Here is a 21,686-nt window from a genome sequence, read left to right as displayed (position 1 = left end):
AAGTCCAGTGTGCGACGCTAGGCTCGGTACATCGGGAAGAGGCGCTAGACTGACCTCCCCGCACCGGCCCGCGAGGGCCGCAGGCATTTGAGAGGGAGGTTCCGATGGTTCTGGTTCGACAGGAGATCGGCGACGTGCTGAGGGACTTCCGCCTGCAGAAGGGTCGGACCCTCCGCCAGGTCGCCAGCAAGGCGAGCGTCGCGCTCGGATACCTCAGTGAGGTCGAGCGCGGGCAGAAGGAGGCCTCGAGCGAGATCCTCGCGTCGGTGGCCGAGGCGCTCGACACGCCCATCTCGGTGATCATGCACGAGGTCGGCGACCGCATCGCGGTGCTCGAGGGTCTGAGCACTCCGTCGGTGCCCGACAGCCTGCCCGACGACCTCGTCGCCGAGTTCGACGCGGACATGATGGTCCGCTGACTCGCACGTCCATCCAAGCTCGATCACTGCGGCCGGTCCTCGGACCGGCCGCAGTCATGTCCGGAGGGGTCCAGTGAGGCGAAGTGAGTTCAACCTGGCCGTCGAGCAGGAGTTCGGGGCCGGGTACGGGAGCGTCGTCGTGAACGACCTGGTGCTGCCCGAGGTCGGCGGACGCACCGCGGCCGAGGCGCTGGACGCCGGCGCGGCGCCGCGCGACGTGTGGCTCGCGCTGTGCCGTGCCACGGATGTCCCGGAGTCCCGGTGGTACGGCGCCGGCCGTCCCGTCCCCGGGGACCGCCGCTGAGCATGCCGAAGACGCGTTCGACACGCCGTACTCGGTGTCGAACATCCGTTCGGATGACGCGCTAGGCTCCTGCACAACGGAAGGGATGTCGCATCCATCCACATCGGGCGCCGGTCGGGTGCCGGATGTCGGTGGCCGGCCATACGGTCGAAGCGTCGGAACACACCGCCAACGCCTTGTCGCGAGACGTGCCGGGTCACGGCCCGGCACGCGGACCGACAGCCTAGAGGCAGCCGCAACGATCCATGAAGGAGCACCCGATGCCATCCCCTGCAGACCGCGAGAAGGCCCTCGAGACCGCACTCGCCCAGATCGACCGACAGTTCGGCAAGGGCTCGGTGATGCGCCTCGGGAGCGAGGAGCGCGCGCCGGTCGAGGTCATCCCCACCGGCTCGATCGCGCTCGACGTGGCGCTCGGCGTCGGTGGCCTGCCGCGCGGTCGCATCATCGAGATCTACGGTCCCGAGTCCTCCGGTAAGACCACGCTGACCCTCCACGCGATCGCCAACGTGCAGCGCGCGGGCGGCATCGCCGCGTTCATCGACGCGGAGCACGCACTCGACCCCGAGTACGCCAAGAAGCTCGGCGTCGACATCGACTCGCTCCTCGTCTCGCAGCCCGACACGGGTGAGCAGGCGCTCGAGATCGCCGACATGCTGATCCGCTCGGGCTCCATCGACCTCGTCGTGATCGACTCCGTCGCCGCGCTCGTGCCCCGGGCCGAGATCGAGGGCGAGATGGGCGACTCGCACGTCGGCCTCCAGGCGCGGCTCATGTCGCAGGCGCTCCGCAAGCTGACCGGTGGCCTGAACCAGACCAAGACCACGGCGATCTTCATCAACCAGCTCCGCGAGAAGATCGGCGTGTTCTTCGGCAGCCCCGAGACGACCGCGGGTGGAAAGGCGCTGAAGTTCTACGCGTCCGTGCGACTCGACATCCGTCGTATCGAGACCCTGAAGGACGGCACCGAGGCGGTCGGCAACCGGACCCGCGTGAAGGTCGTGAAGAACAAGATGGCCCCGCCGTTCAAGCAGGCCGAGTTCGACATCCTCTACGGCGTCGGCATCTCCCGTGAGGGCAGCCTGATCGATTACGGCGTCGACCAGGCCATCGTCAAGAAGTCGGGCGCGTGGTACACGTACGACGGCGACCAGCTCGGCCAGGGCAAGGAGAACGCGCGCAACTTCCTCCTCCAGAACCCGGACATCGCGGCCGACATCGAGCGCAAGATCCTCGCCAAGCTCGGCATCGGGCAGGCCGCGGGCGGCGCAGCGCCGGTAGCGCCGGTGGCCAACGTCGAGTCGATCGCGTCCAAGCGCAAGGGCGCCTGAGTCCGAGTCCGGGTCGCATGGGCGAGCAACGGAACGAGGGGCTGGCGCCGGTCACGTACCTGCCGTGGGCCGTGCCGTCGTCGGGTGAATCCGACGGCGGCGCGGCCGCGCCCGATCGCGCCGCCGAGGCGGAGGAGCGAGTCGAGCCGGCGGCGGCCCGCATGAGTCCGCGGCATCCGGCCGGGCGCGGTCGCTCCAGTCGAGCGTCGAACGACGAGTCGCGCCCGGTCGAACGCGGCGGGGGCCGCAAGGCCCGGGGTCTGGCCGTCGTGGGCGACGCCGCGCCACCCGAGACCGGGATCGAGCGCGATGAGCGCATCGATCGACTCATCGTGTCGCGCCTGCGCCGGGCCTCGCTGTCGATCGCCGAGGTCCGTGCCACCCTCGCCGAGCACGGTCTCGACGATCACGAGATCGAGGAGTGGATCGAACGCTACGTGCGGCTCGGGTACCTCGACGACCGACGCCTCGCCGAACAGCTGGTGCACAGCCACGGCGTGCGGCGAGGCCGGGGGAGCGGTGCGCTCCTCCATGAGCTCGGTCGGCGGGGCATCGACGGCGAGCTCGCACGCTCGGCGCTCGAGACGCTCGATCCCGACGTCGAGCTCGAGCACGCCACCCTCATCGCCGAGCGACGCGCCCGCCAGCTCGCCGGACTGGATCCCGCGGTCGCGCACCGGCGGCTCACCGCCTTCCTCCTGCGACGCGGCTACGGAAGCGAGGTCGTCCGCGAGGCCGTGCGCGCGGCCCTCGACGGCGACGACGCGGGGTGACGGCTCGTAGACTGGTGCGATCATGAGCACCATCCACGAGGCGACGCGCGCTGCCCACGGCGTGGTCGCGCCCGCCGCGCCGCGCACCTACGAGGTCCGCACCTACGGGTGCCAGATGAACGTGCACGACTCCGAGCGGTTGAGCGGTTCGCTCGAGGCCGCCGGGTACGTCCGCGCCGAGGGCGTCGAGCCGGATGTCGTGGTGATCAACACCTGCGCGGTGCGCGAGAACGCCGACAACAAGCTGTACGGCAACCTCGGGCACCTGGCCGGCGTGAAGCGCCGGCACGAGGGCATGCAGATCGCGGTCGGCGGATGCCTCGCGCAGAAGGACAAGAACGTCATCCTCGAGAAGGCGCCGTGGGTCGACGTGGTGTTCGGCACGCACAACATGGGTTCCCTGCCGAGCCTCCTCGAGCGAGCACGCCACAACGACGAGGCGCAGCTCGAGATCCTCGACGCGCTCGAGGTGTTCCCGTCGACGCTGCCCACCAAGCGCGACTCGACCTACTCCGGCTGGGTGTCGATCTCGGTCGGCTGCAACAACACGTGCACCTTCTGCATCGTCCCCGCCCTCCGCGGCAAGGAGAAGGACCGCCGCCCCGGCGACATCCTCGCCGAGATCCAGGCGCTCGTCGACGACGGCGCGATCGAGGTCACGCTGCTCGGGCAGAACGTGAACTCCTACGGCGTCGAGTTCGGCGACCGCCAGGCCTTCGGCAAGCTCCTCCGCGCCGCCGGCGGCATCGAGGGCCTCGAGCGCATCCGCTTCACGAGCCCGCACCCGGCCGCCTTCACCGACGACGTCATCGATGCGATGGCCGAGACGCCGAACGTCATGCCGCAGCTGCACATGCCGCTCCAGTCCGGCTCCGACCGCATCCTCAAGGCCATGCGGCGCTCGTACCGGTCGGAGAAGTTCCTCGGAATCCTCGACCGCGTCCGGGCCCGGATCCCGAACGCCGCGATCTCGACCGACATCATCGTCGGCTTCCCCGGCGAGACCGAGGAGGACTTCCAGGAGACGCTCCGGGTCGTCGAGGCGGCCCGGTTCGCCTCCGCCTTCACCTTCCAGTACTCCATCCGCCCGGGAACCCCGGCGGCGACGATGGAGGACCAGGTGCCCAAGGAGGTCGTGCAGGAGCGCTACGACCGCCTCATCGCCCTGCAGGAGCAGATCTCGTGGCAGGAGAACCGCACGCTCGTCGGCACCGCGGTGGAGGTCCTCGTCTCGACCGGCGAGGGCAAGAAGGACGCCGAGACGCACCGCCTGAGCGGTCGTGCCGAAGACAGCCGGCTGGTGCACTTCGAGGTCCCCGCCGGATCCGAGCAGCCGCGACCGGGCGACGTCGTGTCCGTCACGATCACGCAGGCCGCGCCGTTCCACCTGCTCGCCGACTCCGTCGACGGCGCCCCGCTGCGGATCCGGCGCACGCGCGCGGGCGACGCGTGGGATCGCGCCCAGGCCGAGAGCTGCGGCGTCCCCGCCGCGAGCGGCGGCGCGGCATCCGCCCCGGGCCGGGTCTCGCTCGGACTGCCGACGCTCCGCGTCGGCCCCGAGCCGCTGACCGCCCCCGGCGTCGGCACCATGCCGATCTACGACCCGACCGACGGCCAGCGCTGACGTGACCCTCATCGCGATCGTCGGCGCCACCGGCACCGGCAAGTCGCGCTTCGCGCTCGACGTGGCCCACGCCGTGGCCGATCGAGGCGGATTCGCCGAGGTCGTCAACGCCGACGCCATGCAGCTCTACCGCGGCATGGACATCGGCACCGCCAAGCTCGGCATCGACGAGCGCGAGGGCGTCCCGCACCACCTCCTCGACGTGCTCGACGTCACCGACGAGGCCTCCGTCGCCGCCTACCAGCCCTCGGCGCGCGCCGCCGTCGACGACATCATCGCGCGCGGCGGCGTGGCCCTCCTCACTGGCGGCTCGGGGCTCTACGTCTCGAGCGTGATCCACGACCTGCGGTTCCCCGGCACGGATGCCGCGATCCGGGCGCGGCTGGAGCGCGAGCTCGACGAGGTCGGGCCGGGGCTGCTGCACCGGCGGCTCCGCGAGCTCGACGCCGAGACCGCGGCATCCGTGGACCCCCAGAACGGCCGCCGCATCGTGCGCGCCCTCGAGGTCATCGAGCTGACGGGCGAACCCAAGGCCGCGCGGCTCCCCGACGAGCCCGTGCCGTGGCGGCCGCACCGGATCGTGCACCTGCGCGCCGAGCGGGCGCGACTCGTGGAGCGCCTCGACGCGCGCGTGCTCGACATGTGGGCCGCGGGCCTCGTCGACGAGGTGCGGTCGCTGATCCTGCTCGGCCTCGAACGCGGGGTCACCGCGCGCAAGGCCATCGGCTACGCGCAGGCCCTGGCCGGGATCCACGGGCGGATGCCGCAGGCCGACGCGATCGCCGAGACGCAGGCGCTCACGCGCACGTACGCCCGCCGGCAGGTGGGCTGGTTCCGGCGCTACGCCGCGGCATCCGTCGTCGACGCCGACGACCGGGCGGCGGTCGCGGCCGAGGTGGCGCGGCAGGCGGCGGGCGACTGAGCCGCATACGGCCGAGGCGGTGGCGCACCGCACGCCCGGCGCGGTCGTCCGAAGCGATGCCCGGGCGTCCCTAGACTGGTGCGATGGCGTTCGATCTCCGCTTCACCAAGGGCCACGGCACGGGAAACGACTTCGTGCTGTTCAGCGACCCCGAGGGCGAGACGGAACTCACGCCCACCCGCATCGCCGCCGTCTGCGACCGCCACTTCGGCGTCGGCGCCGACGGCATCATCCGCGCCGTGCGATCGGACCGCCTGCCCGACGGCGCGGCCGCCCTCGCCGAGGACCCGGCGGCGACCTGGTTCATGGACTACTGGAACGCCGACGGCAGCCCGTCGGAGATGTGCGGCAACGGCATCCGCGTCTTCACCCGCTACCTCGTCGACCAGGGCCTCGTCGAGCTCGGCCCCGACGAGTGGATCACCATCGGCACCCGCGCCGGCGTGCGCCGGGTTCGGGCGCTCGGCAACGGCGGATTCGAGGCCGATCTCGGCACGTGGCGCCTCGACGGCGGCGAGCCGCTCGTCCGCGCCAAGAACCTGCCGGTGGCCCGCCCGGGCCTCGGCATCGACGTGGGCAACCCGCACGTCGTGGTGGCCCTCGCCGACGACAGCGAGCTCGACGGACTCGACCTGGCGTACCTGCCGATCCTCGAGCCGCAGCCGCAGGCCGGCGCGAACGTCGAGTTCGTCGTCCCCGCCGAGCCCCTCGTCGAGGGCGGTCGCGGCCGCATCCGGATGCGCGTCCACGAGCGCGGGTCGGGCGAGACGCTCTCGTGCGGCACCGGCGCGGTCGCGTCGGCGCTCGCCGTGCGGCACTGGGCCGGGAGCGGTGCCCCCGACGAGTGGGTCGTGCAGGTTGCCGGCGGCGTGGTCGGCGTGCGCATGGCGGCCGAGGCCGACGGCGAGCACGTCCTGCTGGCCGGTCCGGCCGAACTCGTCTTCGACGGCGTGCTGAGCCTCGCCTGAACCGGGCGGATGCCGCGGCGGCTCGCCGCCCGCCCGCCCGACGCGACCGTCAGGCGTCGCGCGTGACCGTCAGGATCCGGAAGCCCTTGGACGAGGCGGCCCGCGCCACGGTCCACCCGTCGCCGAACTCCTCGGCCAGCCAGCGCTGCAACGAGTCCGAGCCGAGGTGCTTCTGCACGACCAGCCACGCGGTCGCGCCGACGTCGAGGCGCGGCAGCCACCGCCGGAGCAGCGCGTGCAGCTCGGCCTTGCCGATCCGGATCGGCGGGTTCGACCAGATCGCCGCGAAGCGGACGTCGTCGGGAACATCGTCGGGCATCACGGCGTTGACATTGACGAGGCCGAGACGCCGGGCGTTCCGACGCACGAGGTCGAGCGCCCGCTCGTTGACGTCGACGGCCCACACCGTGGCATCCGGCGACTCGAACCCGAGGGTGATCGCCACCGGCCCCCATCCCGACCCGAGGTCGAGCAGGTGGCCGGATGCCGGAGGCTCGGGCACCTCGTCGAGCAGCACCTGCGTGCCGGCGTCGACGTGGCCCGGACTGAACACGCCGCCCGCGGTGAGCACCTCGACGTCGCGACCGGCGAGGCGGACGGGGATGGTGCGGAGCGAGCCGTCGTCGGCGGGCTTCGACGAGAAGTACTGCTCCTGCGGCATACACGGGAACCTATCGCACGAACGGAAGTAGGCTGGACCAGATGAACGACGCTGCACACGAGACCTCCGACGACGCCGTCGAGCGCGTGCTGCGCAGCGCCGAGACGCGCGCCGGCATCGCACGCTTCGGCGGCGGCGACGCCACCGCCATCCAGCGCGACGGCCTCGACCGGCCGGGCGACGGCGACGGCTACGACGGCGAGCAGTACGACCGCGAGGAGCGCGCGGCGCTCCGCCGCGTGGGCGGCCTCTCGACCGAGCTCGAGGACGTCACCGAGGTCGAGTACCGGCAGCTGCGGCTCGAGAACGTGGTGCTCATCGGCGTCTACGCCCAGGGCTCCCTCGAGGACGCCGAGAACTCGCTGCGCGAACTCTCGGCGCTCGCCGAGACCGCGGGAGCCCGCGTGCTCGACGGCGTGCTGCAGCGCCGCCCGCACCCCGACCCCTCGACCTACCTCGGGCGCGGCAAGACCGAGGAGCTCCGGCACATCGTGGCCGCGCTGGGCGCCGACACGGTCGTCGCCGACACCGAGCTCGCGCCGAGCCAGCGGCGTGCGCTCGAGGACGCGGTCAAGGTGAAGGTGATCGACCGCACGGCCGTGATCCTCGACATCTTCAGTCAGCACGCCAAGAGCCGCGAGGGCAAGGCCCAGGTCGAGCTCGCGCAGCTCGAGTACCTGCTCCCGCGCCTCCGCGGCTGGGGTGAGTCGATGTCGCGGCAGGCCGGCGGCCAGGTCGGCGGCGCCGGTGCGGGCATGGGCTCCCGTGGTCCCGGTGAGACGAAGATCGAGCTCGACCGCCGCCGCATCCACTCGCGCATGGCGCGACTGCGCAAGCAGATCGCGGGCATGAAGCCGGCGCGCGACGCCAAGCGGGCCAACCGCAAGCGCAACGCGGTGCCGTCGGTCGCGATCGCCGGGTACACCAACGCGGGCAAGTCCAGCCTGCTGAACCGCATCACCGGCGCGGGCGTGCTCGTCGAGAACGCCCTGTTCGCCACGCTCGACGCCACCGTGCGTCGCAACACGACGGCCGACGGCCGCGTCTACACGATCGCCGACACGGTCGGCTTCGTGCGGAACCTGCCGCACCAGCTCGTCGAGGCGTTCCGGTCGACCCTCGAGGAGGTCGCGGACGCCGACCTCGTGGTGCACGTCGTCGACGCCGCCCACCCCGACCCGGCGAGCCAGATCGCGACCGTCCGCGACGTCATCGGCGAGGTCGGTGCGCGCGACATCCCCGAGCTCGTGGTCTTCAACAAGGCCGACCTCATCACGCCCGAGGACCGCCTCGTGCTGCAGGGGCTCGAGCCGAACGCCGTGTTCGCCTCCGCGCGAACGGGCGAGGGCGTCGCCGAGGTGCTCGAGGCGATCAGCCGCATGCTGCCCGATCCGGCCGTCGAGGTCGACCTGCTCGTGCCCTACGACCGGGGCGACATCGTGTCCACGCTCCACGAGACCGGCCGCGTGCTCTCGACCGAGTACGTCGAGGACGGCACGCGCATCCGCGCGCTCGCCTCGCCCGAGCAGGCCGCGCAGCTCGCGGAGTTCCGCATGGGCGCGCTCGCGTAGCATCCGCTCACCCGACGGCCCGGTTCGACCATCGCGTCGACCGGGCCGTCGTCGTGTCGGCGGCGATGCGGGGCCGATCGGTCACGCGTCGTAACAACCCGGGCGGATGCCGCGTGCCGGGCGTATCGTCGCACCAGATCGTGGCGAGCGGCCGGATGCCGCCCGCCTGGAGCGACCGCCGAGCCCGGCACCCGCCCGCGAGACCCACCCGCCGTGACGGCCGGTCGGGCGCGGCGTGCCGTGCTTCGACCGACCGGTGCGGCATCCGTCACCTGGAGCACCATGACCGGAACCGGACCCGACGACGGCGACCGTCGGCCTCGGCCGCCGATCTCGTTCGAGCTGTTCCCGCCGCGGACCGACGCCGCCGCGCTCGCGCTCGGCCGCACCATCGACCGGCTCGCCGAGGTCGACCCGGTGTTCATCTCCGTGACGTTCGGAGCCGGCGGGTCGTCCCGCGACCGGTCGCTCACGGTGCTGCGGTACATGCTCGAGCACACCGACGTCGAGCCGATGGCGCACCTCACGTGCGTCGGCTCGAGCCACGCCGAGGCGAACCGGCTCGTGCGCGAGTTCCTCGATGCCGGGGTGACGAGCTTCCTCGCGCTGCGGGGCGACCCGCCCGCGGGCGCCGGACCGGACACGGGTCTCGGCGACCTGCGGAGCGCGGCCGAGCTCGTGCAGCTCATCCACCGGGTGCAGGAGGAGCGTGAGCCGTTCGGTCAGGTCGGGATCCCCGGGATCCCCGGGGCGACCCGCATCCTCGACCGCCCGCGTCCGGAGCGGGTCGCCGTCGCGGCGTTCCCGACCGGGCACCCGCGATCGCGCGGGATCGGGCAGGACGTCGACGTGCTCCTCGCCAAGGAGGTCGCGGGCGCCAACCTCGCGATCACCCAGCTGTTCTGGCACGCCGACGACTACTTCGGCTTCGTCGAGCGCGCCCGCGCCGGCGGCGTGACCATCCCGATCCTGCCGGGCATCATGCCCGTCACCACGCCGGGACGGCTGTCCCGCCTGCAGGAGCTCACGGGCGTGCCCGCGCCGAGCGAGCTCGCGATCCCGCTCGAGATCGAGCCCGACGCCGACGCGCTGTTCGACCTCGGGGTCGACTTCGCCGCCGACCTCGCCCGCGAGGTCCTCGACGGCGGCGCACCCGGTCTGCACCTGTACACCTTCAACCGCCACGAGGCCGTGCTCGCCGTCCTGGACCGGCTCGGCATCCGAACCCCCGCCCACGCGGGCACCGAGAGGAACACGAGAGAACGATGACCGCACCCGCCTTCCCCGCCGGAACCATCCTCGGCTACCCCCGCATCGGGCGGCGCCGCGAGCTCAAGCACGCCGTCGAGGCGTTCTGGGCCGGCCGCATCGACGCCGACGAGCTCGAGCGCACCGCCGCCGGGCTCCGCGCCGCCACGCGCGAGCGACTCGCCGCGCTCGGCCTCGGCCGCACCGACTCGGCGATCCCCGAGAGCTTCTCGTACTACGACCAGGTGCTCGACGCCGCGGTCGCGGTCGGCGCGATCCCCGCGCGCTTCCACCGGCTGCTCGACGCCGACGGGCGCCTCGACCTCGCCGGCTACTTCACCGTCGCGCGCGGCGAGGGCGCCGACGCGCCACTCGAGATGACGAAGTGGTTCGACTCGAACTACCACTACCTCGTGCCCGAGATCGGCCCCGACACGGCGTTCGCGCCCCACGTGGAGGCGCTCGTGGCGCCGGTCCGCGAGGCCCGCGAGGGCGGCTTCGCGACCCGGCCGGTGCTCGTCGGCCCGGTGACCTTCCTGCTCCTGGCCAAGGCGGCGGATGACGCGCCCGAGGGCTTCCGCCCCATCGATCGCCTGGCCGACCTGGTGCCCGTGTACGAGCGGCTCCTCGACGAGCTCGCCCGCGCGGGTGCCGAGTGGGTGCAGCTCGACGAGCCCGCCCTCGTGAGCGAGAGCCTCGACGAACCGCGCGAACGGGTCCTCGAGGCGGTCGGGATCGCCTACGACGCGCTCGGCGCGCGCGACGACCGCCCGGCGATCCTCGTCGCCGCTCCGTACGGGTCGCTCGACGACGCCCTGCCCGCGCTCGCGTCGACCCCGGTCGAGGCGATCGGGTTCGACCTGGTCCGCGGCGACCTGCCGGACCGGCTCGACGCGGTGACCGAGGAGGCGCTCGCCGGGAAGGCCCTGGTCGCGGGCGTCGTCGACGGCCACAACATCTGGCGCGGCGACCTCGAGCGCGCGTTCGAGCGCGCGGAGGCGCTCCGGTCGCGTTCCGGCTCCGTCGCCGTGTCGACGTCGACGTCGCTGCTGCACGTGCCGCACGACGTGGAGGACGAGTCCGCGCTGGACGCCCGCCTCGTGAGCTGGCTCGCGTTCGCCGACCAGAAGGTCGCCCAGGTCGCGGTGCTCGCGCGCGGCCTCGCCGAGGGCCGCGAGGCGATCGCGGCCGAGCTCGACGCGGCATCCGTCGCCCTCGCCGACCGCGCCGCCGCCCCGGGCGTGCGCGTGCCGGCGGTCCGCGACCGCCTCGCCGCCCTCGACGCCGGAGCCTTCGCCCGCGCCGCCTACGAGGCCCGCGTCGCCGCGCAGGAGGACCTCGACCTGCCCGCGCTGCCGACGACGACGATCGGATCGTTCCCGCAGACGGCCGACATCCGTCGCGCCCGCGCCCGGCTCGTGAAGGGCGAGCTGACGGATGCCGCCTACCGCGAGCTCATGCGCGAGGAGATCGCGCGCGTCATCCGCCTGCAGGAGGACCTCGGCCTCGACGTGCTCGTGCACGGCGAGCCGGAGCGCAACGACATGGTGCAGTACTTCGCCGAGCTGCTCGACGGCTTCGCGGTCACGCAGCACGGTTGGGTGCAGTCGTACGGCTCGCGCTGCACGCGCCCGTCGATCCTCTGGGGCGACGTGTCGCGTCCGGCGCCCATGACGGTCGAGTGGTCGGCGTACGCGCAGTCGCTGTCGGGCAAGCCCGTGAAGGGCATGCTCACGGGTCCCGTGACGATCCTCGCGTGGTCGTTCGTCCGCGACGACCAGCCGCTCGGCGACACCGCGCGTCAGGTGGCCCTCGCGCTGCGCGACGAGATCGCCGACCTCGAGGCCGCCGGCATCCGCGTGATCCAGGTCGACGAGCCGGCCCTGCGGGAGCTGCTCCCGCTGAAGCGCGCCGACCAGCCCGCCTACCTCGACTGGTCGGTCGGCTCGTTCCGGCTGGCCACGGGCGGCGCCGCGCCCGCGACGCAGGTGCACACCCACCTCTGCTACTCCGAGTTCGGCGTGGTCATCGACGCGATCCGCGAGCTGGACGCCGACGTGACCTCGATCGAGGCGGCGCGCAGCCGCATGGAGGTCGTCGACGACCTCGCCGCGAGCGGCTTCGACCACGGCGTCGGCCCGGGCGTCTACGACATCCACTCGCCGCGGGTGCCGAGCGTCGAGGAGGTCCGCTCGCTGCTCGAACGCGCCGTCGACGGCGTGCCGGCCGGTCGCCTGTGGGTGAACCCCGACTGCGGGCTCAAGACCCGCGGGTACGACGAGACGGTGGCGTCGCTCGCGAACATCGTCGAGGCCACGCGCGCGGTGCGCGAGGGGGTCGCGGTCGGCGCGACCGCCGGCTGAGCGGAGCAGCGGGGCGGATGCCGCGGCGCGCGCTGCGGCATCCGCCCCTCGCCATGCCCGGTGCCGGGCCGTGACCGACGTCGGAGGGGTCGGAGCTCAGACCGCCCGCAGGACCGCCACGACCTTGCCGAGCACCTCGGCCTGATCGCCGAGGATCGGCTCGAACGCCGTGTTGCGGGGGAGCAGCCAGGTGTGGCCGTCGCGCTGGCGGAAGACCTTGACGGTCGCCTCGCCGTCGAGCATCGCCGCGACGATCTCGCCGTTCTCGGCCGTCGGCTGCGAGCGCACGACGACCCAGTCGCCGTCGCAGATCGCGGCATCGATCATCGAGTCGCCGACGACCTTGAGGATGAACAGCTCACCCTTGCCGACGAGCTGGCGGGGGAGCGGGAACACCTCTTCGACCTGCTGCTCGGCCGTGATCGGCACGCCCGCGGCGATGCGCCCGACGAGCGGCACCATCGTGGCGTCGCCGACCGACGGCGCCTCGGCGACCGTGGGCTGGCGCGACTCGGTGCCCGGGGCGTCGATGAGGATCTCGAGCGCACGCGGACGGTTGGGGTCGCGGCGCAGGTAGCCGGCGAGCTCGAGCTGGTTGAGCTGGTGCGTGACGCTCGAGAGCGACGACAGGCCGACCGCGTCGCCGATCTCGCGCATGCTCGGCGGATAGCCGCGTTCGGCGACCGACCCGCGGATGACCTCGAGGATGGCCAGCTGCTTGGCGCTCAGCCCCTTGCGCCGCCGCGATCGACCGCTCGCGCCCGGTGCCCGGTCGATGTCGATGCTCACGTCGTGGCCTCTCGTCGGGGCCGCCGTGGCCCGGATGTCGGTGGTCGGTGTTCGACTGTCGTCGGACATTCGAAACTGTATCCGCCTGATGCGCTCGCGACAAACATCCGTTCGAGTGTGTCGCGCGATTCGGGGCCGAAACTCCCACCCACGGTCCTTGCAGGTGCGAATGTTCGAAGATATATTCGGAACACAGCTTCGCATCCGGCCCTCCCGGCCGAGGGCCGGATGCGGGCTCTCCCGAGGAGGTGCGGAATGAGTGCAGTGGTCATGGGCCCCACCGGTGGTCCGTCGGTGCCGGCGTTCGGCGCATGCGGCGTGCGCACGCGGCTCCGGCTGACGCGTCGTGGTCGGGTCGTCCTGACCGGGCTCGCCGCCGTGCCGATCGTCATCGCCGTGCTCGTCGGGGCGCTGTCCTCCGGCGGTGCCGTCGCGGGCATCGACGACGGGGTCGCGCCGGTGGCCTTCGAGACGGTCGTCGTCGGGGCGGGCGACACGCTCTGGGGCATCGCCGAGACGGTCGCCCCGTCGGAGGACCCCCGCGAGGTGATCCTCGAGATCATGCGGCTGAACGGCCTGGCGACCGCGGTGGTCCAGCCCGGTCAGGAACTCGCGCTGCCCGTCGTCGACTGAATCCGGGCGCCGCGTCACCCGCGGTCGCACTCGGCATTCCGGGATCGGCGCGCGGATAGCATTGATCGGTGACGAGTCTCGACGACCTGCCCATCCGCGACGACCTGCGCGGCAAGTCCCCGTATGGTGCGCCGCAGAAGCACGTGCCCGTGGCGCTGAACGTCAACGAGAACACCCACCCGATCCCGGAGGACGTCGCCCACGACATCGTCGCCCGGGTCGCCGCCGCGATCATCGGACTCAACCGCTACCCGGACCGCGAGTTCAGTCGCCTCCGAGTCGCACTCGCCGAGTACCTCGGCCACGGCCTCGCGCCCGAGCAGCTCTGGGCGGCGAACGGGTCGAACGAGGTGTTGCAGCACGTCCTGCAGGCGTTCGGCGGCCCCGGGCGCACGGCGCTCGGCTTCGGCCCCACGTATTCGATGTACGGGCTTCTGGCGTCGGGCACCGGCACCGGGTGGATCACCGCCGACCGCGACGCCGACTTCGAGCTCACCCCCGAGACCGCCGTCGCGGCCATCGAGCGCCACGACCCCGACATCGTCCTCCTCTGCTCGCCGAACAACCCCACGGGCACTCCGCTCACCCTCGAGACGATCGAGGCCGTCGCCGACGCGGCGCGCGGCGTGGTCGTCGTCGACGAGGCCTACCAGGAGTTCGCCGATCCCGGGTCGCCGAGCGCGCTGACCCTGCTGCCCGGTCGGCCGCGACTGCTCGTCTCGCGGACGATGAGCAAGGCCTTCGCGTTCGCCGGGGCCCGCGTCGGCTACCTCGCCGCCGACCCCGCCGTCATCGATGCGCTCCGGCTCGTGCGCCTGCCGTACCACCTGTCGGCCCTCACCCAGGCGGCCGCCCTCGGCGCGCTCGCCCACGCCGACGAGATGCTGGCGATGGTCGACGAGATCCGCGCCCAGCGCGATCGCATCACCCGCGAACTCACGGTGCTCGGCTACCGGCCGTACCGCAGCGGCGCGAACTTCGTGCTGTTCGGCGGCGTGGACGACCCGCACGCCGTGTTCGAGGCGCTGCTCGAGCGCGGCATCCTGATCCGCGAGATCGGGCTGCCCGGCTGCCTGCGAGTCACCGCGGGAACCGAGGCGGAGACGACCGCGTTCCTCGAGGCGATGGCGGCGTTCGCGCCGGCTGCATCCGCTTCGACCCCCTGACCACCGCCCGGGCATCGCACGGGCTGCCTGAATAGGATGACCGCATGACCACCGACCGCCCCGCGCGCACCGCGCGCGTGCAGCGCGAGACCAGCGAGTCGAGCATCGACCTCTCGATCGACCTCGACGGCACCGGCCGCAGCGACATCGAGACCACCGTGCCGTTCTACGACCACCTGCTCACGGCGTTCGCGAAGCACTCGCTGACCGACCTCACCGTGCGCGCGAAGGGCGACATCGAGATCGACGTGCACCACACCGTGGAGGACGTTGCCATCGTCCTCGGCACCGCGATCCGGCAGGCGCTCGGCGACAAGCGGGGCATCTCCCGCTACGGCGACGCGCTCGTCCCGCTCGACGAGGCGCTCGCCCAGGCCGTGGTCGACATCTCGGGGCGGCCGTACCTCGTGCACACGGGCGAGCCGGCCGGGTACGAGTTCCACCTCATCGGCGGGCACTTCACCGGCTCGATGGTGCGGCACGTGTTCGAGGCGATCACGTTCAACGCGGGACTCACGGTGCACGTGACGGTGCTGGGCGGGCGCGACCCGCACCACATCGCCGAAGCCGAGTTCAAGGCGTTCGCACGCGCGTTCCGGCAGGCCAAGGCGCACGATCCGCTCGTGAGCGGCATCCCCTCGACGAAGGGCGCGCTGTGAGCCGCACCCCTCGCGTGGCGGTGCTCGACTACGGCTCGGGCAACGTGCACTCGGCCGCGAAGGCCCTCGAGCGCGCGGGTGCGGAGGTGCAGCTCACCGCCGACCGGCGCGCCGTCATGGAGGCCGACGGGCTGCTCGTGCCCGGCGTGGGCGCGTTCGCGGCCGTGATGGACGGGCTCCGGGCCGTCCGGGGCGACGAGCTCATCGACCGGCGCCTCGCCGGCGGTCGCCCGGTGCTCGGCATCTGCGTGGGCATGCAGGTGATGTTCGAGCACGGCGTCGAGCGCGGCGTCGACACCGAGGGGCTCGGCGAATGGCCGGGCACCGTGCGCGAGCTGCCCTCCGAGGTGCTGCCGCACATGGGGTGGAACACGGTCCGACCCGACGAGGGGTCCGTGCTGTTCCGCGGACTCGAGGGCGAGCGCTTCTACTTCGTGCACTCCTACGCCGCGCAGGAGTGGCACCTCGACGTCATGCCGCCGTTCCCGCAGCCGAGGCTGACCTGGGCCGAGCACGGCGGGCGGTTCCTCGCCGCGGTCGAGAACGGCCCGCTGTCGGCCACGCAGTTCCATCCCGAGAAGTCGTCGGATGCCGGCATCCGACTGCTCGCGAACTGGATCGGCTCGTTCGCCTGACGGCGGTGGGCCTTCGGTTCGTCATGACCGGCACGCAGCGGGCTAGGATGCTGTGACTGTGCCGAAGTCGCGATTCTCGCGGCATCCGATTCGAGGACAGTGATGAGTGAGTTCAGCAAGAGCCCCCGCCTGGTACTGCTTCCCGCAGTCGACGTGGCAGGGGGCAAGGCGGTCCGCCTGACGCAGGGCGAGGCGGGCACCGAGACCAGCTACGGCGACCCCGTGGACGCCGCGGCGGACTGGGCCGACCAGGGCGCCGAGTGGATCCACCTCGTCGACCTCGACGCCGCGTTCGGTCGCGGGTCGAACGCCTCGGTCCTGAAGAAGGTGATCAAGCAGGTCCGCGGCGTGAACGTCGAGCTCTCGGGCGGCATCCGCGACGACCGGTCGCTCGAGCACGCGCTCGCGATCGGTGCCAAGCGCATCAACCTCGGCACGGCCGCCCTCGAGAACCCGGAGTGGGCGGCGTCGGTCATCGCGCAGTACGGCGAGGCCATCGCGATCGGCCTCGACGTTCGCGGGCACACGCTCGCGGCGCGCGGCTGGACCAAGGACGGCGGCGACCTCTGGCACGTCATGGATCGCCTCGAGGAGGCGGGCGCGGCGCGCTACGTCGTGACGGATGTCACCAAGGACGGCACGCTGCAGGGGCCGAACCTCGAGCTGCTCCAGCAGATCATGGAGCGCACGCGCCGGCCCGTCATCGCGTCGGGCGGCGTCTCGAGCCTCGACGACATCGCCGCGCTGCGCCAGCTCGTGCCGCAGGGCCTCGAGGGCGCCATCATCGGCAAGGCCCTCTACGCGGGCGCGTTCACGCTGCCCGAGGCGCTGGATGTCGCATCCCACTGACCCTGCCGCCGACTCGGCCGGGCGCCCGTGGGCCGGCCGGTCGTTCCAGTCGAACCCGCATGCGGGCGATGACGGGCGGATGCCGCCGGAACTCGGGGCCGCGCTCGAGCGCTTCCGCTCGGGCGACGGGGGGCAGGCCGACGTGGTCGCCGCGTTCGGCGGCTCGCGCCTGCTGATCCCGCTGCTCGCCGAGCTCGGCGACGGCGGGACCGAGGTCGGCGCCCACGGCCATGCGGTCGACAAGAGCCAGGAGCTCTCGATCGTCACGGTCGAGGGCCCCGACGGTCGGCGCGTCCTTCCCGTGTTCGGGTCCGTCGAGGCGATGTCGCGCTGGAACCCCGGGGCCCGGCCCGTCCCGGCGGACGGCGTGCGCGTCGCGCTGGCGGCCGCCGACGACGGCACCGAGCTCGTCGTGCTCGATCCCGGAAGCCCCACCGAGTTCGTCCTGCGCCGACCCGCGGTCTGGGCGGTCGCGCAGCAGCAGCCGTGGCGACCGCCGTTCGAATCGGCGGACGTTCGCGAGGCGTTCGAGCGCTCGGTGTCCGGGGAACTCGCCGTGGTCGGGGTCGACCTCCTGGCCGGCGACGCGGACGCGCGGCTGCGTGGCCCCGAGCTGGTCGTCAGACTGCGGCTCGTGGCCGGCCTCACGCGCGCCGAGCTCGACGCCGTCACCACGCGGCTCGCGCGCCGATGGGCGGCGGATGACGCGATCGCCACCGGCGTGGATTCGCTCACCGTGCGACTGACGGGCGACGTGGCGGAGCCCCCGTCGCCGGGGAGCCTGCCGTAGGCTGACGACATGACCGACGCCTCCGGGGGGAACGAGCGTCCACCGCAGACCGACGATGCGCGCGGCAGCGCCGACGAGCCGGCTCCGCCCGAGCGGCCGAGCCTCGTCGACGAGCGGCGTCCGCCGGTCATCAAGGCGGTGCCGCCGCCGCGGTCGGTGAAGACCTCGCGCGTCCTGTGGCTCTTCAGCTTCACCCTGTCCGCCGCGACCATGCTGATCGCGTTCCTGTCGCAGGAGTCGATCTCGACCGAGCTCGAGGAGACGATGCTCCGCCTTTCCCCGGGGTACGACGAGGCGGAGGTGTCCACGCTCGTCGACGTCATCTACTGGGTCTGCCTCGCGGGGATCGGCGTGGTCGTCACGGTGGAGGCGATCCTCCTCGCCATGATCCTCAACCGGCGCGGCGGCGCGCGTTGGGGGCAGCTCGTCCTACTCGTGGTGCACGCCGGCGTGGCGCTCGTCGGGAGCGCCTTCCTCACGGTTGCCGAGTTCGGCATCCTCGTCGAGGTGCTGCTCCTCGGCGGGTTCGCGCTGGCCCTGGCCGGGTGGGTCGCCGGGATGTTCCCCGGTGCCGGGCACTGGTTCCGGACTGCGGGCGAGGTGCAGCCGGCGGCGCTCGACTGACGCCGGACCGGCGGCGACCACCAGCGCCTCGCAGCTGCGGGTCACCACGTCGCAGGCCTCGGCCGCGGAACGATCGAGGAGGGGACTGCCGGCGAGGGCGCGCCAGCGCTGCAGCGCCGCCGTCGCCGCTCGGTGCACGTCTTCGCGCGGGGCATCGGGCGGCAGACCCAACCGGTCCTCGACGCTCGTGCCTCCGGCACCGATCAGCCGCTCCGCCTCGGCGGTCTCCGCACGGCCGAGACCGAGCCCCGCCGTGCGCGCCGCCGACAGCAGGGCGAGTTCCCGTAGCTCGTGCGCGTTCGATTCGAGGCGTTCGACCGACCGTTCGATGAGGGATGCCGCAGCCGGCGGACGTTCCTCGAGCAGCGCGCGCAGCGCCGCCAGCGCCGAGCGGACCTTCAGCGCGTCCGACCGCGCCCGGAACTGCCCGCCGACCAGGTGGATGAGGTCGTCCATGCCGGAGCGCCGGTAGAGCTCGTCCGCCAGCGCGGTCGCGTCGTGGTGTCCCGACCGGATGGAGACCGCGGCCATCCTGATGCCGAACATCCCGAAGCGCTGGAGGAGGTTCCGCCGTTCGTCCACGGCCACGTCGATGGGTGCGTCCTCGCGGACGAACCGGTCCACCGACACGAGGATGCGCTCGCGGTCGGTCCGTCCCAGACGCGCCAACCGGCGGAGGGCGTCGAACTCGTGCTCGCGGAGCGTGCGGGCCGACTGGGCCAGCAGTCCGGCGATCGGCACGACGTCGAGCGCGAGCGAACGCAGCGAGCCGTCCGTCCGGTAGCGCTCGGCGATGGAGCGTGCCGACAGGAGCGCATCGATCCGGCCCGCCCCGATCTCGTCGGCGCGGGAGAGGACGGCGATCGCGTTCACCGTGCCCGATCGCGCGACCGCCGGGTCGTGGAAGGCGGACAGGAAGCCGACGTCCGCCGAGTGCATGTGGCGCGTCAGGTAGATGACCGCGTCGGCCTCGGACGGCGTGGCATCCGGGGTGAGGAACGCCGCAGAGCGGGCGGAGATGTCCGAGGAGAGCGACGCGATGCCGGGCGTGTCGATGAGCGTGACGTCTTCGAGGCGGCCGGACGGCCACTCGACGATCACGCGCTCGACCTCGTCGGGCGTCGACGGCTCCAGGTCGATGACGAGCCGCCCGTCGACCCGGCGGACGGGCAGGCTCCGGGTCCCTCCGTCGCGCAGGTGCACCGTGATGCTCGGCGCGGCGCCATGCCGGTACCAGACGATGACCTTGGTGCACTCGCCCGCGTCGGTCGGTGCAATTTCCTCGCCGATCACGGCATTCAGCAGCGTCGACTTGCCCGCCTTGACCATGCCCGCGATGGCAACGCGCAGCGGCTCGTGGAGACGTGCGCGCTGCTCCCGGATGCGGGCGAGCGCGACGGCGTCTCCCGCGCAGTGCTCCGCCGCGAGTTCGAGGAGGTCGTCCGCCTGGTCGAGGAGGCGCGAGCTCACGCCGGGCCACCCCCGGCCGCCGCGGACGACGCGGCGTGCCGCGCGCGGTTCGAGGCTTCGACGCCCTCGATCGACTTCGCCCTGCTCGACAGCGCATCGACCTGCTTGAGATCGGCGCGCAGCTGCTGGATGCGACGGTCCCGGTCGCTCGCGTACATGTTCGCGGCCTTCTGGGCCGCGAGCACCGAGTCCGCGAGGGACCGGTGGTGCTCCTCGGCGATGGCGGTGAAGTGGTCCCTGGTGATGCGCTGCACGAGCCGGAGGCGGTCGCGGAGCTGCTTGCCCACCTGGAAGATGATCTCGTCGACCTGCCGGCGGATGAGGTTCTTCGCCTCGGCGCGGCGACGCTGCAGCCGGTTCTCGACATCCTCCTTGTAGGCCTTGCGTCCGATCACCGCGCCCGCCGCCAGCGAGAGCGGATTGATCAGCGACATGCCCACGATGCTCGTGATGATGCCCACCATGAGCACGCCGCCGTAGGAGCCGCGGAGTCCGATGTAGAACTTCTGCATCGGCCCGAGGCGGCCCGGATCGAGTTCCGACATGTCGTCGACGGCGTCGAGCACCTCGTGCGTGTCGTCCACGTGGATCTGGGGGAGGGTGACCTCTTCCTCGTTGAAGTGGCGCGCCACCTTCGCCGAGAGCCACTGCGCGCGCTCCTGGGTCCACACGAACGTGTCGGTGACCGCCGACGAGACGCGCTGCTCGAACCAGTCCACGAGTTCGTCCCAGACGGGCCCGGGATCGCCCTCGTCGATGGACTCCTCGGCCTCTCTCTGGATGGTGCGCAGCCGATCACGGAGGTCGTGCTCCATGTCGGCGATGAGGTCGGTGGCGCCATCGTTGAGGGTCGTCTGCCAGCGCGAGGAATTGCGGCGCAGCTCATCGGCCCGCGCTTTCGTCGTCTCGAGCTTCGCGACGATCTCCGGCGTCTTCTCCGGGCTCAGCAGGGCGCTCAACTCCGAGTCGATCGACAGCCGCAGGTGCTCGGTCGTCGACACCAGGTCCGCCGCGGCGGATCGACGCTGGAGCAGTTCGGCCTTGCCGACGACGTCGCGCCGCAGGTACGCGATCAGCTCGGTGAACCCGGACTCCGCATTGAGCTCGGCATCCGACCCCTGCAGCGCCGTAAGTCGCAGGTTCGAGGAGATCGGGAAGATCGGGATGTCCGGGTCGATCGAGGCCAAGTGCCCGCGGTCGAGCTCCTCCACCTGGCGCCACTGCGGATACAGGTCGATCTTCGTGAGCACGCACGCGACGTTCGGCGAGATGCGCATGGCGTGGCGGAGGAACTGGATCTCCGGCTCGGTGAACTCCTGCGAGGCGTCCGAGACGAACAGCATGGCGTGCGCCGAGGGCAGCGTCGCGAGCGTCGTGATCGCGTGGGCCGAGTTGAGCCCGCCGACGCCGGGGGAGTCGATGAGCGTGAGCCCGCTCTTCAGGAGCTTGCGCGGGAGCACGACCTCGGCCGCGGCGACATCCGTCTCGGTGCCCCGGCCCCCGCGCTCGGACACGTACCTCGCCAGCTCGGTGATCGGGATCTCGGTGCGCTGAGAGCGTCCGTCGGCCTCGAGCGTGCCGCCGATCGCGCCGGTCGACAGAACCGAGGCCGACGCGCGCTCGCCGTAGCGGATGGTGGTGGGCACGGCGGTCGCGATGTCGTCGTCGACCGGACAGACCGGGGCGTTCACGAGGGCGTTGATCAACTGGCTCTTGCCCTGCTTGAACTCGCCCACGACCATGACCCGGATGTTCGGGTCGCGGAGTCGTTCGCGGGTCTGCTCCAGACGTCGGCGCAGGTCGGGCCGGTCTCCGGTTCCAGCGAGGGCGATGCCCCGGTCCACGAGTTCGATGAGCTGCTGCACCGTTGCACTTCCCGTTCGACGA

General features: G+C 72.3%; 20 protein-coding genes. 16 read left to right on the top strand and 4 right to left on the bottom strand.

All coding sequences use genetic code 11. The annotated features are described in order from the left end of the window. Positions 1–104 precede the first annotated feature (104 nt). The 7 genes from AVP42_RS11745 (at position 105) to dapF (ending at position 6,341) form a co-directional block, all read left to right on the top strand. A complete protein-coding gene (locus AVP42_RS11745) occupies positions 105–419 on the top strand; it encodes a helix-turn-helix domain-containing protein (RefSeq protein ID WP_067949248.1) in 315 nt (104 codons plus the stop codon). 73 nt (positions 420–492) lie between these two features. Next, on the top strand, positions 493–723 hold the full coding sequence (locus tag AVP42_RS11740; protein WP_067949246.1) for a DUF3046 domain-containing protein: 231 nt from the start codon (positions 493–495) through the stop codon (positions 721–723). Between the two features lie 260 nt (positions 724–983). Next, positions 984–2,054: a recombinase RecA gene (gene recA / locus AVP42_RS11735; RefSeq protein WP_067949300.1), complete on the top strand. Its 1,071-nt coding sequence runs from the start codon at positions 984–986 to the stop codon at positions 2,052–2,054. Positions 2,055–2,071: 17 nt separating this feature from the next. After that, positions 2,072–2,827 carry a regulatory protein RecX gene (locus AVP42_RS11730; protein ID WP_067949244.1) on the top strand — a complete coding sequence of 252 codons (756 nt, stop codon included), beginning with the start codon at positions 2,072–2,074 and terminating at the stop codon, positions 2,825–2,827. 22 nt (positions 2,828–2,849) lie between these two features. Beyond that, on the top strand, positions 2,850–4,451 hold the full coding sequence (gene miaB / locus AVP42_RS11725; protein WP_067949242.1) for a tRNA (N6-isopentenyl adenosine(37)-C2)-methylthiotransferase MiaB: 1,602 nt from the start codon (positions 2,850–2,852) through the stop codon (positions 4,449–4,451). A gap of 1 nt (position 4,452) precedes the next feature. Beyond that, complete coding sequence (gene miaA / locus AVP42_RS11720; RefSeq protein ID WP_067949241.1) at positions 4,453–5,373, top strand: tRNA (adenosine(37)-N6)-dimethylallyltransferase MiaA; 921 nt, start codon at positions 4,453–4,455, stop codon at positions 5,371–5,373. A gap of 83 nt (positions 5,374–5,456) precedes the next feature. Then, positions 5,457–6,341 carry a diaminopimelate epimerase gene (dapF, locus tag AVP42_RS11715; RefSeq protein WP_067949239.1) on the top strand — a complete coding sequence of 295 codons (885 nt, stop codon included), beginning with the start codon at positions 5,457–5,459 and terminating at the stop codon, positions 6,339–6,341. Between the two features lie 49 nt (positions 6,342–6,390). Here dapF and AVP42_RS11710 read toward each other — a convergent pair whose 3' ends face one another. Continuing rightward, positions 6,391–7,002: a class I SAM-dependent methyltransferase gene (locus AVP42_RS11710; RefSeq protein WP_067949237.1), complete on the bottom strand. Its 612-nt coding sequence runs from the start codon at positions 7,000–7,002 to the stop codon at positions 6,391–6,393. Positions 7,003–7,043: 41 nt separating this feature from the next. On the opposite strand from AVP42_RS11710, the gene hflX reads away from it, so the two are divergent. The 3 genes from hflX to metE all read left to right on the top strand — a co-directional run bounded on the left by hflX (position 7,044) and on the right by metE (position 12,184). After that, positions 7,044–8,573, top strand: coding sequence for a GTPase HflX (gene hflX, locus AVP42_RS11705; protein WP_067949235.1), 1,530 nt, complete (start codon positions 7,044–7,046; stop codon positions 8,571–8,573). Between the two features lie 240 nt (positions 8,574–8,813). Then, a complete protein-coding gene (locus tag AVP42_RS11700) occupies positions 8,814–9,842 on the top strand; it encodes a methylenetetrahydrofolate reductase (RefSeq protein WP_369798144.1) in 1,029 nt (342 codons plus the stop codon). Next, positions 9,839–12,184 carry a 5-methyltetrahydropteroyltriglutamate--homocysteine S-methyltransferase gene (metE, locus tag AVP42_RS11695; RefSeq protein ID WP_067949233.1) on the top strand — a complete coding sequence of 782 codons (2,346 nt, stop codon included), beginning with the start codon at positions 9,839–9,841 and terminating at the stop codon, positions 12,182–12,184. The genes AVP42_RS11700 and metE overlap by 4 nt, the downstream gene beginning before the upstream one ends. 96 nt (positions 12,185–12,280) lie before the next feature. Here the strand turns inward: metE and lexA are convergent, their stop codons facing one another. Then, entirely contained in the window at positions 12,281–12,973 is a 693-nt protein-coding gene (gene lexA, locus AVP42_RS11690; protein ID WP_369798143.1) for a transcriptional repressor LexA, read from the bottom strand. 255 nt (positions 12,974–13,228) lie between these two features. Between lexA and AVP42_RS11685 the strand changes: the two genes are divergently transcribed. The 6 genes from AVP42_RS11685 (at position 13,229) to AVP42_RS11660 (ending at position 17,705) form a co-directional block, all read left to right on the top strand. Further along, positions 13,229–13,606: a LysM peptidoglycan-binding domain-containing protein gene (locus AVP42_RS11685; protein ID WP_082847207.1), complete on the top strand. Its 378-nt coding sequence runs from the start codon at positions 13,229–13,231 to the stop codon at positions 13,604–13,606. Between the two features lie 68 nt (positions 13,607–13,674). Continuing rightward, positions 13,675–14,772: a histidinol-phosphate transaminase gene (locus AVP42_RS11680; protein ID WP_067949229.1), complete on the top strand. Its 1,098-nt coding sequence runs from the start codon at positions 13,675–13,677 to the stop codon at positions 14,770–14,772. A 44-nt stretch (positions 14,773–14,816) separates the two neighbouring features. Further along, positions 14,817–15,431: an imidazoleglycerol-phosphate dehydratase HisB gene (hisB, locus tag AVP42_RS11675; protein WP_067949228.1), complete on the top strand. Its 615-nt coding sequence runs from the start codon at positions 14,817–14,819 to the stop codon at positions 15,429–15,431. Continuing rightward, positions 15,428–16,066 carry an imidazole glycerol phosphate synthase subunit HisH gene (gene hisH / locus AVP42_RS11670; protein WP_067949226.1) on the top strand — a complete coding sequence of 213 codons (639 nt, stop codon included), beginning with the start codon at positions 15,428–15,430 and terminating at the stop codon, positions 16,064–16,066. Before hisB ends, hisH begins: the two co-directional genes overlap by 4 nt. A gap of 102 nt (positions 16,067–16,168) precedes the next feature. Next, positions 16,169–16,915, top strand: a complete 747-nt coding sequence (gene priA, locus AVP42_RS11665; RefSeq protein ID WP_067949224.1) for a bifunctional 1-(5-phosphoribosyl)-5-((5-phosphoribosylamino)methylideneamino)imidazole-4-carboxamide isomerase/phosphoribosylanthranilate isomerase PriA — start codon at positions 16,169–16,171, stop codon at positions 16,913–16,915. Continuing rightward, positions 16,899–17,705 carry an SseB family protein gene (locus tag AVP42_RS11660; protein WP_067949222.1) on the top strand — a complete coding sequence of 269 codons (807 nt, stop codon included), beginning with the start codon at positions 16,899–16,901 and terminating at the stop codon, positions 17,703–17,705. Before priA ends, AVP42_RS11660 begins: the two co-directional genes overlap by 17 nt. 429 nt (positions 17,706–18,134) lie before the next feature. Here AVP42_RS11660 and AVP42_RS11655 read toward each other — a convergent pair whose 3' ends face one another. Together AVP42_RS11655 and AVP42_RS11650 are read right to left on the bottom strand one after the other, a co-directional pair. Beyond that, complete coding sequence (locus tag AVP42_RS11655) at positions 18,135–19,799, bottom strand: dynamin family protein (protein ID WP_067949221.1); 1,665 nt, start codon at positions 19,797–19,799, stop codon at positions 18,135–18,137. Continuing rightward, a complete protein-coding gene (locus AVP42_RS11650) occupies positions 19,796–21,664 on the bottom strand; it encodes a dynamin family protein (protein WP_067949219.1) in 1,869 nt (622 codons plus the stop codon). Before AVP42_RS11650 ends, AVP42_RS11655 begins: the two co-directional genes overlap by 4 nt. Positions 21,665–21,686 lie beyond the last annotated feature (22 nt).

It is taken from the genome of Agromyces sp. NDB4Y10, from assembly GCF_001620055.1.
In the GTDB taxonomy this organism is placed as follows: domain Bacteria; phylum Actinomycetota; class Actinomycetes; order Actinomycetales; family Microbacteriaceae; genus Agromyces; species Agromyces indicus.
The sequence above is the reverse complement of the archived record's forward strand: the minus strand, read 5'-3'. Positions and strand labels throughout refer to the sequence as shown.